This is a genomic window from Blautia sp. HA8986 (assembly GCF_056504635.1).
In genome coordinates this window covers 974,860-987,606 of the sequence record NZ_JBWLUQ010000001.1, presented here as the reverse complement: position 1 = coordinate 987,606, position 12,747 = coordinate 974,860, and the positions used below count along the sequence as shown (strand labels likewise).

15 protein-coding genes are annotated in these 12,747 nt (G+C 40.2%); 13 read left to right on the top strand and 2 right to left on the bottom strand.

The window, feature by feature from the left end; genetic code table 11:
* Nucleotides 1-271 precede the first annotated feature (271 nt).
* The 8 genes from AC04Q4_RS04530 to AC04Q4_RS04495 all read left to right on the top strand — a co-directional run bounded on the left by AC04Q4_RS04530 (nt 272) and on the right by AC04Q4_RS04495 (nt 6,461).
* Nucleotides 272-565 carry a transposase gene (locus tag AC04Q4_RS04530; protein WP_156555006.1) on the top strand — a complete coding sequence of 98 codons (294 nt, stop codon included), beginning with the start codon at nt 272-274 and terminating at the stop codon, nt 563-565.
* Between the two features lie 57 nt (nt 566-622).
* Nucleotides 623-1,363 (top strand): IS3 family transposase, encoded by a 741-nt coding sequence (locus tag AC04Q4_RS04525; RefSeq protein WP_476388582.1) that lies wholly within the window; start codon nt 623-625, stop codon nt 1,361-1,363.
* A gap of 3 nt (nt 1,364-1,366) precedes the next feature.
* The gene (locus AC04Q4_RS04520) at nt 1,367-1,486 is read left to right on the top strand and encodes a hypothetical protein (RefSeq protein ID WP_476389081.1); all 120 of its coding nucleotides are present in this window, start codon (nt 1,367-1,369) and stop codon (nt 1,484-1,486) included.
* A gap of 121 nt (nt 1,487-1,607) precedes the next feature.
* Nucleotides 1,608-2,174: an IS630 family transposase gene (locus AC04Q4_RS04515; RefSeq protein ID WP_476388581.1), complete on the top strand. Its 567-nt coding sequence runs from the start codon at nt 1,608-1,610 to the stop codon at nt 2,172-2,174.
* The gene (locus AC04Q4_RS04510; RefSeq protein ID WP_476388580.1) at nt 2,149-2,931 is read left to right on the top strand and encodes a DUF234 domain-containing protein; all 783 of its coding nucleotides are present in this window, start codon (nt 2,149-2,151) and stop codon (nt 2,929-2,931) included. The genes AC04Q4_RS04515 and AC04Q4_RS04510 overlap by 26 nt, the downstream gene beginning before the upstream one ends.
* 131 nt (nt 2,932-3,062) lie before the next feature.
* The gene (locus AC04Q4_RS04505; RefSeq protein WP_476388579.1) at nt 3,063-4,382 is read left to right on the top strand and encodes a P-loop NTPase fold protein; all 1,320 of its coding nucleotides are present in this window, start codon (nt 3,063-3,065) and stop codon (nt 4,380-4,382) included.
* Nucleotides 4,372-5,871, top strand: a complete 1,500-nt coding sequence (locus tag AC04Q4_RS04500; protein ID WP_476388578.1) for a hypothetical protein — start codon at nt 4,372-4,374, stop codon at nt 5,869-5,871. The genes AC04Q4_RS04505 and AC04Q4_RS04500 overlap by 11 nt, the downstream gene beginning before the upstream one ends.
* A gap of 86 nt (nt 5,872-5,957) precedes the next feature.
* Complete coding sequence (locus AC04Q4_RS04495; RefSeq protein ID WP_173737737.1) at nt 5,958-6,461, top strand: SH3 domain-containing protein; 504 nt, start codon at nt 5,958-5,960, stop codon at nt 6,459-6,461.
* 135 nt (nt 6,462-6,596) lie between these two features.
* Here AC04Q4_RS04495 and AC04Q4_RS04490 read toward each other — a convergent pair whose 3' ends face one another.
* Nucleotides 6,597-7,076, bottom strand: coding sequence for an S-ribosylhomocysteine lyase (locus AC04Q4_RS04490; RefSeq protein ID WP_173737738.1), 480 nt, complete (start codon nt 7,074-7,076; stop codon nt 6,597-6,599).
* Nucleotides 7,077-7,648: 572 nt separating this feature from the next.
* On the opposite strand from AC04Q4_RS04490, the gene AC04Q4_RS04485 reads away from it, so the two are divergent.
* The 4 genes from AC04Q4_RS04485 to AC04Q4_RS04470 all read left to right on the top strand — a co-directional run bounded on the left by AC04Q4_RS04485 (nt 7,649) and on the right by AC04Q4_RS04470 (nt 11,055).
* Entirely contained in the window at nt 7,649-8,227 is a 579-nt protein-coding gene (locus AC04Q4_RS04485) for a peptidylprolyl isomerase (protein WP_334297450.1), read from the top strand.
* A gap of 14 nt (nt 8,228-8,241) precedes the next feature.
* Nucleotides 8,242-9,435, top strand: a complete 1,194-nt coding sequence (gene coaBC / locus AC04Q4_RS04480) for a bifunctional phosphopantothenoylcysteine decarboxylase/phosphopantothenate--cysteine ligase CoaBC (RefSeq protein ID WP_476388577.1) — start codon at nt 8,242-8,244, stop codon at nt 9,433-9,435.
* Nucleotides 9,436-9,626: 191 nt separating this feature from the next.
* Nucleotides 9,627-10,259 carry an ECF transporter S component gene (locus tag AC04Q4_RS04475; protein WP_476388576.1) on the top strand — a complete coding sequence of 211 codons (633 nt, stop codon included), beginning with the start codon at nt 9,627-9,629 and terminating at the stop codon, nt 10,257-10,259.
* 31 nt (nt 10,260-10,290) lie between these two features.
* A complete protein-coding gene (locus AC04Q4_RS04470) occupies nt 10,291-11,055 on the top strand; it encodes a type III pantothenate kinase (protein ID WP_195455255.1) in 765 nt (254 codons plus the stop codon).
* Between the two features lie 155 nt (nt 11,056-11,210).
* Here the strand turns inward: AC04Q4_RS04470 and AC04Q4_RS04465 are convergent, their stop codons facing one another.
* Nucleotides 11,211-12,107: an RluA family pseudouridine synthase gene (locus AC04Q4_RS04465; RefSeq protein ID WP_476388575.1), complete on the bottom strand. Its 897-nt coding sequence runs from the start codon at nt 12,105-12,107 to the stop codon at nt 11,211-11,213.
* Nucleotides 12,108-12,252: 145 nt separating this feature from the next.
* Here AC04Q4_RS04465 and AC04Q4_RS04460 point away from each other — a divergent pair, with 145 nt between their 5' ends.
* On the top strand, nt 12,253-12,744 hold the full coding sequence (locus AC04Q4_RS04460) for an RNA polymerase sigma factor (RefSeq protein WP_173755820.1): 492 nt from the start codon (nt 12,253-12,255) through the stop codon (nt 12,742-12,744).
* Nucleotides 12,745-12,747: the final 3 nt, after the last annotated feature.

The following is a 12,747-nucleotide window of genomic DNA, read 5'->3' as shown; positions in this document are numbered from 1 at the left end:
ATAAGATAACATCAGAAAAAAACAGATTAGATAGCGAAAAGTCAGTGCATCAGTTTCATGACGCATTGGTGTCTTTTGCAGAAAGGCAGGAAATGGATATGGAAGAGAGAGAAGCGCTGGAAGATTTGAAAGAGTTTATGAACGGATATTGATAGCGGGAGTGTTTATTTGATTGATGGGAGTGGTGTTAGAATATAAATAGTACAAAATAAACATGACCATTTTCAATAAATATTATATGATAGTCATAGATCAAGAGAGGAGAATGGTTATGGCAAGAGGTACAAGGTATTCACAAGAGTTTAAGGAAGATGCAGTAAGATATCGGTTGGAGCATCCAGAGATTGCGCTTCGTAAGTGTGCTGAAAATCTTGGAATTAGTGAATCAGCACTAAAGAATTGGATGAAATCAGCAAAGGAACATGAAGGAACTGTTCCTACTCGTGGTTCCGGCAATTACGCAAGTGATGAGGCAAAAGAAATCGCACGTTTGCAACGAGAATTACGCGATACAAAGGATGCACTTGAAGTATTAAAAAAAGCAATCGGTATTCTGGGAAAATGACAAAAACTCTTTACGCTTGCTACATCTAAATATGTAGAAGAAATCAACAGCCTGCCTGTGAAACGTCAAGTTTCTGTCAGCGGGATACTGAAAAAATTGGACGTTTCACGATCTGGTTATAATGCATGGAAGAAACGGGTTCCTTCGGACACGTCTATTCGTCGAACCGTTTTAAAAGAAAAAATCCAAAAGATTTATGATGATTCACATCAAAACTATGGTGCTCCTAAATTTGCGGCTGAATTGCGCAAATCTGGAGAAACTATTGCTGAAAAAACAGTGGGAAATTATATGCGTCAAATGGGAATAAAAGCGCAATGGATCAAACCGTATACTCAAACAACCATTGATTCTGATTTAAGCCAGGAACTGAAAAATATTTTGAATAAAAAATTTAATCCAGAACATCCAGATGCTGTATGGTGCTCAGATATCACTTATATTTGGACATATGAAGGGTTTGTATATCTTACCAGTATTATAGATCTATATTCCAGAAAAATCATTTCCTGGGTACTAAGTGAGACGCTGGAGGCATCTCATGTAGTAAAATGTATTGAAAAGGCAAAACAGTCCAGACATATTGAAAATCCGCTGATTTTTCATTGCGACAGAGGATGTCAATATGTATCAGAAGTATTCCACAAGGCAACGGAAGGAATGATTCACAGCTATTCCAAGAAAGCTTATCCTTGGGACAATGCCTGCATAGAATCGTTCCATGCCCTTTTAAAACGAGAGTGGATTAATCGTTTCAAAATTTTCAATTATACTCATGCTTATAAATTGATTTTTTAATATATCGAGACATTCTACAACACAGTCCGTATTCATAGTCATTGTGGATATTTATCTCCGAATGAATATGAAGAACAATATCTAAAAAAGCAGGAAACATCTGTAACAAGCTTAGCAAGTTAACAATTACATAAAGAGAGAAAATTGGTTGTATTTAATTTGTACTTTTTCTTGACATAGGACCAACAAGGTTATACTTATAAGAAAAAGTTTTTGCATGCAAAAGAACAGGAGCGTCCCCGATGTGCAGATAAAACGCAAAACATGGATAGAAAATATAGTTGGTGCAAAACCAGAACATCAAATATATCTGGATGAAAGCGGTATTAATACAAATCTCACAAGACACTATGCACATGCAGTACATGGGAAACGTGCCATTGACGCTACCCCAATAAATACACCTGCCGGAACAACCGTTTTGTCATCTATTCGTCTGAATGGCAGTCTGGTATATACTACATATCAAGGTGGAACAACTGCACAGAGATTTCGTGAATATATGAAAGAACAATTGATACCGAGCCTTGAAAAAGACGATGTTGTAATCATGGATAATATGCGTTCTCATCATGCCAAAATAGTGACAGAACTTTTGGATAAAGCCGGTATTTCCTATATGTATTTACCACCATATAATCCGGATTTAAACCCAATTGAAAAAATGTGGTCAAAAATGAAGTCCATTCTCAGAAAGAGAAAAATTCGTATTGCATCTGAACTACCTGAAGCTGTAAAAGCGGCCTTAAAAGCTGTAAGCACAAATGATTGTAGAGGGTGGTTTCGTGCATGCGGTATTTGCACTAATTAAGAGGATTGCTATAGATAATTTCTTTGATCGCTCCAGCTATCTGTATGAGGAGCCGGGAAATCTGCTGAAACAGGAACTTCGGGAACCGGCCATTTATAACGCAATCATCAAAACGATTGCAGAAGGTGCTTCCCGAATGAACGATATCAAGATGAAGGTTGGCGAGGAGAATTCGGTCGTATCGAAATATTTAAAAACACTGATTGACCTTGGCATTGCTAAGAAAGAAATACCGATTACAGAAAAAATGGATAAGAAAACCATCTATCTGCTGGCTGATAACTTCTTCCGGTTCTGGTATCGGTTTGTTCCAGTCAATATGAGTGCCATTGATTCGGGGAGAATTGCAAAGACCTACCCACATGCGGTAAAACAGTATTTTCCAGATTATATGGGGCTGATTTTTGAGAAGATGTGTCAGGATTATCTGCTCTATTGTTCGGATAGCCTTCCTATTGAGCTGAGTGAAATCGGCCAGTGGTGGGGGACAGACCCGAAGAAGAAAAAGCAGATACAGATTGACATCGTCGGAACACCTGTTAAGGGTAAGGACTATATCATCGGTTCGTGCAAGTACAGAAATGAAAAAATTGGCGTAGATGAACTCGATTTGATTCGGGATTACGCATTGGTTTTCGGAAAAGGTAATAACTACCATTACTATATCTTCTCAAAAGGCGGATTCACAGATGGACTTTTTCAGGCACAAGAGCGTGGTGAGGTTCAACTGATAACACTGGAAGACCTTTATAAGTAAAAATTCTATTCAATCCTGCTGGTGAAAGCTGGCAGGGTGCGTTTATATTCTGACATAGAATGAAAATTCTGACATATACATTATTGTTGCGATATAATACTGTCAATGTTAAAATGGAAAGAAGGAATTCTATGCTGAATATTTTATGGAGCAGGGAGAAGTATATGATAAAAAAGGCGAAAACAATAGAAGAGGTTTATGCAGCATTTGAACCTTATCCATTGAATGAGAAGAAGCAGATAAATGATTTTTTTGTAGATACATATGAGGCCAGAGGAACAAATGCTGTTAAGCTGATGTCACTTGCACTGGAATATAGTAATAATCCTTATATGAAAATTTTGTTTATGGGACATAGAGGATCAGGGAAATCTACAGAATTATCCTTATTAAAAGAGAAGATACAGCAGGAGTTTGATGTGATCAGTTTTTGCATTCAGGATGAAGTAGACACTGGTAACATGACATATATTGATTTTATTTTTGCCATTATGGCACAGATTATAAAATATGTTACCGGAAAGCCAGATCTTAACTTTGATGAAAAGGATATTGAGGAATTATATCAATATTGGTACGGTGAGGAGATTATTGAAAAATCTGAAGTTGATTCAGCAGAGATATCAGCAGGTTTTACAGCGAAATTATCATTTTTGAAAAAAATTGCTCTCGTTGGAGGCGGAATATTAAAGGCTGGCACCGAGTCAAAGAGAACCATGCGTCAGAAAATAGAACCCAAAGCAGGGCAGTTAATTGCATTGATGAATGAAATGATTTCCAGAATCAATAATCGGTTAAAGAATAAGGGACTTGTAATTATTGTAGAAGACCTGGACAAGCTTTCTCTTGATACAGCGGAAAGTCTGTTTATAAAATACAGAAAAATCTGGCTTAATCTGCAGGTGCGTATGATTCTTACGTTTCCTATATTTATGGCATATAATTCTCAGTATAATATGATCAATGAGGATATAGATCTGTCCTGTATGCTTAGTCTGATCAAAGTGAGAATGCCTGATAAATCTGTTTATGAAAAGGGAATTGAAACGCTTACAGAGATTGTTGAAAAACGTGCGGAATTACTTTTATTTGATACAGATGCGTTACGATTTATGATTGAAAAATCTGGTGGAGCAATCAGAGACTTATTTGAGATGATTCGAAATGCTTCTTTTGATGCTTTGCTTGCCGGAAAACAGAAGATAACCATGAAAGAAGCGAAGCATGTTTATTCTCAGCTGAAGAGCAGATATGAACGTCTGATAAGGGATGATAAAGAAGTCGAGAAGCTTGTACAGATTTACGGAGATCCACAGCTTTTGACAACGGACGATACGATGATGCAGTTATTGTTAAAAGGTCTGGCATTGGAATATAATGGTGAAAGATGGTGCGGAGTACATCCAACTGTAGAAGATTTTCTGAAGGAGAAGGGAAAACTTGGAGTATGATCTTGCTGTAAAGAAATTAGCACTTTTTATAAAATATTCGGAAAGAGGCTTTGTGCTTTTAACAGTAAACGAATGGGAAATTTTAAAATTTCTGCATGATGTCATTTCTGAATGGCTTCATCCGGCTTTTTATAATATGGAAAAGACAGAATATCGTTCTGTTTTGGGTGATTTATCAGCTGCAAGTCCAAGAGAAAACAATTCAGTTGTATTTGAAAATTTTAATCTTCCTATGGAAAGATTGAATGATCTGCTGGAAAGATTTAATCTTGGAAGAGATGTTTTTTTGAACAAAACAAGGTATTGCATTTTTATTGTTCCACTATATGTGGAGTTATATATACAGGAGTATTTTCCTAATCTGTATAGCTATTTTGAGTTTAAAGAACAATATCTGTTGAAATATAAAAATTACTGTGAGTTTATATTGCCAGAAGACGGTTACTTGAAAACAAAAAGTATGCAAAGAGCACTGAAAGAAACTCTGATCCATCAAAATAATGATATTGTCCAGAAACTGGAAGGATGTTTGCATATTCATATTAGTGAGGATGAATTTAAACATCTGGAAAAAGAAGTATATGAATATGTAGAAGAGATAAAGAACAGTTCAAAAAATCTCACAAATGAAGTGCGGGATGCAAATGAAATGTTTTGCTGCCGTCTCATGGTTTCGCTTGCCAGAGTTGCAACTTTGCAGACGAATTATGATAAAGCTATTGAAATATACAGGGAGATTTCGGTGTACAAACAGATTAAAAATTCTCCTAAAATAGCTTTTGAAATCTTGAATGGTATAGCAGATACTTTCCTATATAGTGAAAATTATAAGAATGCTTATAATTCATATAGCAGAAGCCTGGATTTTATTGTTAAGGAATTTAACGATAATGAGAAGAATGAGAGTGATTTTTTAAATATAAAAGTCCGCATTTACAGTAAACTGGCATTGTGTGAATTTAAACAGGGTAATGTCGAAAACGTTATAAAATATTTGGAAATAACAAAATTTCATTTGGAACGAATGGACGAAGATGAAAAAAAAGAGTTATTTCCAGTATATTATAACTATCTGTTAATGTCTCTGGACATTAATCCTGATCGCACGCAGGAAGCGGAGCATCTGCTAAAAATGTTGGAAGCATTTGGAAATAATGATATGCAAAGAGCAATGTTCCTTACAATTAAAGCATGGTATCTGGGAATTATTAACGGCAATTTGCGAGAGGCAGCAAGAGCGGCAGACGAAGCATTGAGAATTAAAAGACATTCATATATAGAAAATGATTTCAGGATTGCGGAATCGCATTATATAAATGCCATGATACGTCTGTTTCAGGGAAACTATCAGCAGGCAGAGTATTGTTGTATGAAAAGTATAAATATATTAAAAAATTTTAAGCTTCACACTTACCAAAAAGAAAAGAGCAGAGATCTTCTGGAAAAAATAACCTCATTAGATTCCGATGACTTGCATAATAAGCCATAATCATGTATATTAAAGAACAGGGTTATTTTGTACGAAATGCCGGATACTGGATATTTTTGTCGGCGTATAAGGAGGAACCATTCATAATGAAGAAAAAATGTATTTTGGCTTTAATATTAGGTGCGGCTTTTATGGCGCAGGGGTGTGGATTTACTGAAGGAACGGATGCGGTAGTGACTGTTGTAGATGCAACGCCGACTCCGGAGCCGACTAAGGCACCTAAGGCAACGGCAACACCGGAACCTACAGCAGAGGCAGCGGCGGATTCAGCAGCAGCCGATTCTGCCGCTGCTACAGAGCAGACACCAAGCGGAATTACTGTGGAAGTGAAGGATGAGACTTATTATGCAGTGGAGGGTGTGAATTTGCGTACCGATGCCAGTGCAGATGCGGATTTTGTAGCGGGAGTGCTTTCCGGTGAGTCTCTGAAATGTACTGGTGTGTGTGCCAACGGCTGGATCCGTGTGGATTACAACGGACAGACCTGTTATGCTTCCGGCGATTATGTGAGCACTACACCTCCGGTAGGTGCAGCAACTGCTGATACAGGTGCAGCAGATACTGGTACAACTGAGGAAGCAGCTCAGTAGAATGTGCTCATAGAGAAGTCACAGCGCGGAATGTAAATATGAAAAAGAACCCTGTTCTTTGTATCTGGAAGAAAATTCATCCGGTATAAAGCAAAGAACAGGGCTTTTTTTGTAAAATTTATCAGGGTTCCTGAATTATTCAGGATATACCAGACGATCCGGTTTGATGTCATAGAGAACCTCGTTCAGATATTTCCTGGCCAGGTATTTAGCCATACCTAGATTCATGTCCAGGTAGTTTCCGCAGTCTTTCGCAGATGCACCGGGAATCTCACCCTCGAAATCACGAATAAATTCAAACATCTCGATCATAAGCGGAACGATATCTTTGGATTCGTAATCACCATTCAGGAGAAGATAATTACCTGTACGGCATCCCATTGGTCCCCAGTAGATCACTTTCGGGCCGAATTCACTGTGATTGCGGAGAAAAGTTGCTGCCAGATGTTCCATAGCGTGAAGCTCTGCTGTGTTCATAACCGGCTCCTCATTTGGGGAGGTCATACGGATATCAAAAGTTGTGATAACCTGATCGCCGACCGGATCTTTACGTGAAACGTATACGCCGGGCTGAAGTTTGATGTGGTCTATGGTAAAACTTGTGATTTTTTCCATTTCTTTATTCCTCTCTTTCGAAAAAAATAACGGGAGCCATATCAGGCTGTTTCCCGTTTAACTCCAATGCTTATTTTAGCAGAGAAGTGAGGGAGTTACAAGATAAAACGCAAAGTCTTTCGCAAAGTTGACTTTATGAAAAGATAATGTTAAACTGAGGAAAGCTTACAGGGGGAGAGTGAAAAACTCATCTGAAAAAGCATAGAACATATGGCTTTTTCAGGATCTGATAAGGAGGATATATAATGAAACGTAAGGTTTTATCCGTATTATTTGCAACAGTTCTGACAGCAGGAGTTCTAGCCGGATGCGGAAGTGCAGACAGCTCATCTGACAAGACGACTTCTGATGCGAAGGAAGAGACGCTGGATGAGGATTCATCAGAAGGTCTGAAGGCTGTTGATGACGAAACAGCAGCCAAGGCACTTTCTGATGAGGAAGCTGAGAAAGCAGGATTTTCTGATTCAGCAGAGGACAGCTCAGAAGACAGCACAGCGGAAGAAAGCAAAGATGCCAGTGACAGTACTGAGTCCGATAAAGAGGACACTGAGGCTGAGGAGGAAACAGATACTGTGGAATCTGAGGATTTTTCTGATGGTTCTGAGGATGCAGCCATGGCAGGAACAACAGTGATCGACACCAGCAAACAGCTTACAGGAACTCATCATGCAGAGATCACAGTGAAGGATTACGGTGAGATTGATGTGGAACTTGATGCAGACACAGCGCCGATTACAGTAACTAATTTTGTAAAGCTGGTTCAGGATAATTTCTATGACGGACTGACTTTCCATCGTATTATTGACGGATTTATGATCCAGGGCGGAGATCCCAATGGTGACGGAACAGGAGGAGCCAACGAGGATATCAAGGGAGAGTTTACCAATAATGGTGTAAAGAATGATATTTCCCATGTTCGTGGAACTATTTCCATGGCCCGTGGCTCAGATCCAGACAGTGCAAGTTCACAGTTTTTTATCGTGCAGTCTGATTCAACATATCTGGATGGAGATTATGCAGCATTTGGGCATGTAACTTCAGGAATGGATGTTGTGGATAGGATCAGCAAGGATGCAAAACCGACAGACAGCAACGGAAGTATAGCAGATGATCAGCAGCCGGTGATCGAAAGTATCCGCATGGTTGACTGACAGGAGGACGAAGGATGCTGAAAGGGAAAACAGTACTTCTTGGGATCACAGGAAGTATCGCTGCATACAAGATCGCATATCTGGCCAGTGCGCTTCACAAGCTTCACGCGGATGTTCATGTGCTGATGACAGAGAATGCCACGAATTTTATCAATCCGATCACTTTTGAAACACTTACCGGCAATAAATGCCTGGTAGATACTTTTGACCGGAATTTTCAGTTTCAGGTGGAGCATGTTTCCATTGCAAAGAAAGCAGATGTTGTGATGATCGCACCTGCAAGTGCCAATGTAATTGGAAAGATTGCCAATGGTCTTGCCGATGATATGCTTACAACAACTGTTATGGCATGCAGATGTCAGAAGCTTTTTGCGCCGGCTATGAATACTGCCATGTACGAGAATTCTATTGTGCAGGACAATATCAGGAAACTTAAGCATTATGGATATGAAGTGATCACACCGGCAAGCGGATATCTGGCCTGCGGAGATACAGGTGCAGGCAAGATGCCGGAGCCGGAGACACTTCTGGAATATATTCTGAGGGAAGTAGCCTTTGAGAAAGATCTTTCAGGGAAAAAGGTCCTCGTTACAGCTGGCCCGACGCAGGAGGCTATTGATCCTGTCCGGTGCCTGACAAACCATTCCTCCGGAAAAATGGGCTATGCGATCGCAAAGATGGCGATGCTTCGCGGTGCGGAGGTCACGCTGGTAAGCGGACCTACTGCAATTGAGCCACCGCTTTTTGTGAAAGTACTTCCTGTGACATCAGCAAGGGATATGTTTGAAGCAGTGACAGGGGTAAGCGACCAGCAGGACATTATCATCAAGGCAGCAGCAGTGGCTGATTACCGTCCGAAGCAGGTCAGTGAAGATAAAGTTAAGAAAAATGATGATCAGGCATCCATTGAACTTGAGAGAACGGACGATATTTTGAAATATCTTGGCCAGCATAAAAAAGATGGCCAGTTCCTCTGCGGATTTTCCATGGAAACGAAAAATATGATCGGTAATTCCAGAGCCAAACTTGAGAAAAAGAACCTGGATATGGTAGCAGCCAACAACCTGAAGGTTGAAGGTGCAGGCTTCCAGGGCGATACTAATGTTCTGACTCTGATTACACAGGATGAGGAAGTGTCACTCCCGCTTATGAGCAAGGAGGATGCAGCCCTTAAAATCCTGGATAAAATTATCTCACTTACAAAATAAGCGGGATCGTAACACGGAAATGGCCGGACCATTCAGAAATAATATCCGGCCTGTATTTAAGTAAAGCGGATAAATAAAAATACATATCCGTTTTCCATCACCGTATTGTATCCGTATAGAAAATATCCGGTTAGTTTGTTGTATAACTGGAGTTTTTTTCGAAATGGAACGGTAACAAGGAGGAGGAAAAAATGAAAAGTAACAGATTTACAACAGCACAGCTCACTTTACTTGGCCTGATGGCGGCAATTCTTCTGCTGATGGCTTATACACCGCTTGGGTATCTGAATATCGGACCACTTGCGATTTCTTTTAATGTGATCCCGGTATCGATCAGTGCAGTGGTTCTGGGGCCTGTCGGCGGAGCAGTAGCAGGTGCCATCTTCGGCCTCACGAGTTTTCTGCAGTGCATTGGCGTAGGCGGATCCAGTGCCATGGGAGTTGTGTTATTCGGTATCAATCCGTTTTTTGCCTTTATCCAGCGTTTTGTACCGCGACTTCTGGATGGTATCTGCCTTGGATTTATTTTCAAAGGCATGCGTAAAGTCAGCAATACCTATGTAGCCTGTGCAGTGACAGGATTCTTTTCTGCATTTCTGAACACTCTGTTCTTTATGGCTGCACTTGTAGGACTGTTCGGAAATACCGATTATGTTAAAAATCTGATGGGTGGTCATAACATTATCATCGGCTGTTGTCTGATGGTAGGAATCAATGCTGTATGTGAAATGGTCTCTTCTACAGTGATCACAGGCGCAGTGGGAGCAGCACTTTCCAAAGCACACCTGATTCCGGCAGCACAGCTTGGCCGTGAAAAAGCATGATTATTTTTGAAAAAGACGGGAAAAGAAAATTATGATTTTAGCAATTGATATTGGAAACACAAATATTGTTGTCGGATGTATTGATGATAAGAAGACATATTTCATTGAGAGGCTTTCCACTGTGCGTACCAAGACAGAGCTGGAATATGCTGTGGATCTGAAAACGGTATTAGACATTTACCATATTAAGAAAACGGATATTGAGGGATGTATTATCTCATCTGTTGTTCCACAGATCACCAATATTGCAAAACTGGCAGCGGAAAAAATTCTGAAAAAAGAAGTCATGGTTCTTGGACCTGGAGTTAAAACCGGCTTAAATATCATGATGGATAATCCGGGACAGCTGGGTGCTGACCTTGTGGCCAATGCTGTGGCAGGATTAAATGAGTATCCGGTTCCGTTTATTGTGATCGATATGGGAACTGCTACAACGGTTTCTGTTGTGAACAGTAAGAAGCAGTATATTGGCGGCATGATCATGCCGGGAATTGGAATATCTCTGGATGCTTTGACCGCGAGAGCCTCACAGCTCAGCGGCATCAGTATTGATGCACCTAAGCATGTGCTTGGAAAGAATACGATCGAGTGCATGAAGAGCGGCGTGCTTTACAGCAATGCGGCAGCGATCGATGGAATTATCGACCGTGTGGAAGAAGAGATTGGTGAGAAAACAACGGTTATCGCTACAGGCGGCCTTGCAAAAAAGATCGTTTCTCATTGTAAGAAAGACGTTATTCTGGATGAGGATCTTCTTCTGAAGGGACTTCTTGTAATCTATGAGAAAAATAAATAAAGAAATCTGAGAAATCAGCTGTCTCGGATTCGGAAGATGTTTTCGAAGAGACAGGATATAGCTGTGGGCTGTTATCCTGTTTAGTGAAAACTTCTGGATCAGGACAGCTGTTTTTATGTCATAATGGATTGCCTGTAACTTGTGACAGCTTTTTTTCAGTAGTGAAAATGAAATGCATTCAGGAAATCTTCCGGTACAGGTGCCAGAAAACGCATAGGTTTCCCAGTTATGGGATGGGTAAATTCCAGCTGAAAGGAGTGAAGAGCCTGCCGGCTGATCCTGTCAAAATCCGGATGGTAGAGAAAATCTCCGGGAAGAGGGCATCCGATATATTTCATATGGACACGGATCTGATGCGTTCGTCCGGTATCCAGATGAAGTTCCACAAGGGAATATCCATTATTGACATCCAACCGTTCATAATGGGTGACAGCGGTTTCTCCATGCTCAAAATTTACTTCTCTGGTAATTACGGAATCATCCATTCTGGCGATCGGTGCGGAAATAGTACCTTTTTTAGGAGGAATCCCGTCTGTGAGCGCAAGATAAGTGCGCCGGATCTGGCGCTGTTTCATCTGTGCTGAGAGCAGGGCACCGCTGAGAGGATTTTTTGCCAGTACAAGAACTCCTGTGGTGTCGCGGTCCAGGCGGTTGATGCAGCGGTAAACAAAAGTTTTCCCCTGCTGTTTATAATACCAGGCAACTCCGTTTGCCAGAGTGTTCTCATAATTTCCGGCAGAAGGGTGAACAGGCATATCTGCCGGTTTGTTAAGAACCAGGATATCCTCATCTTCGTACAGGATATCCAGATGGATTTTTACCGGAATAATAGATTCTTCCGGCCCGACTTCTTCCGGGACAAGGATCTTAAGAACATCCTGCTCTTTTAAAATCGTTCGTCCAAAAGCCGGAAGTCCGTTAAGGAGAATGGCATGTTCTGCCCGCTTCATAGTTGTTAATATATGTTTGGAAAATCCTTTTTTTCTAAGAAATGCAAGGATCGTGAGACCTGAATCCTGGGCTTTGACGGTATAGTGAATGATTCTTTGCATATAAAAAAGTTCCTTTTCTGAGATTGATGAAAGTTTTTGCAGTTTACAGTATATCATCAGAAAAATATTTTTTCTACTGCATGCAGATGTAACATTTTTCCGATATAGCTGTTATATAAGTGAAGACAGGAGAAAGGGGAGAAATATGGAACAGAAACTGCTGACATTAGTTTATGAAAAATACCATAGAGAATTATATCTGTACATATATTCTCTTAGCAGAAATCATCATATAGCCGAAGATCTTACTCAGGAAACCTTTTTAAAAGCATTGTTGTCACTTCCGGAAGAACATGGAAATATCAGGGCCTGGCTTTATATGGTAGCCAGAAATCTTTTTTTTAATTACAGGGAAAAAGCCTCCAGGAATGTTTCTCTTGAAGAAGAAATGAAAAGGTCAGATGAGGAAAAAGATCTCCTTGCCAATATGATTGAAAATGAACGGAAACTGCAGCTTTATCAGGCTCTGAAAAAATTGGATATGAAAAAAAGAGAGATCCTTTTGCTGCAGTATTTTGGAGATCTTTCACAGAAAGAGATAGCGGCAGTTCTTCATATAACACCGGAAAATGTCCGCGTGCTGGCATACAGAGCAAAAAAGGAACTGAAAAAATATATGGAGCAGCAAGGAGGGTGAACA

What these genes read in the sequence shown, in the direction of transcription:
- AC04Q4_RS04530 (WP_156555006.1), top strand. Translation starts at nt 272, where the DNA reads ATGGCAAGAGGTACAAGGTATTCACAAGAGTTTAAGGAAGATGCAGTA.
- AC04Q4_RS04505 (WP_476388579.1), top strand. Translation starts at nt 3,063, where the DNA reads ATGCTGAATATTTTATGGAGCAGGGAGAAGTATATGATAAAAAAGGCG.
- AC04Q4_RS04495 (WP_173737737.1), top strand. Translation starts at nt 5,958, where the DNA reads ATGAAGAAAAAATGTATTTTGGCTTTAATATTAGGTGCGGCTTTTATG.
- AC04Q4_RS04490 (WP_173737738.1), bottom strand. Translation starts at nt 7,076, where the DNA reads ATGGAAAAAATCACAAGTTTTACCATAGACCACATCAAACTTCAGCCC.
- coaBC (WP_476388577.1), top strand. Translation starts at nt 8,242, where the DNA reads ATGCTGAAAGGGAAAACAGTACTTCTTGGGATCACAGGAAGTATCGCT.
- AC04Q4_RS04475 (WP_476388576.1), top strand. Translation starts at nt 9,627, where the DNA reads ATGAAAAGTAACAGATTTACAACAGCACAGCTCACTTTACTTGGCCTG.
- AC04Q4_RS04470 (WP_195455255.1), top strand. Translation starts at nt 10,291, where the DNA reads ATGATTTTAGCAATTGATATTGGAAACACAAATATTGTTGTCGGATGT.
- AC04Q4_RS04465 (WP_476388575.1), bottom strand. Translation starts at nt 12,107, where the DNA reads ATGCAAAGAATCATTCACTATACCGTCAAAGCCCAGGATTCAGGTCTC.
- AC04Q4_RS04460 (WP_173755820.1), top strand. Translation starts at nt 12,253, where the DNA reads ATGGAACAGAAACTGCTGACATTAGTTTATGAAAAATACCATAGAGAA.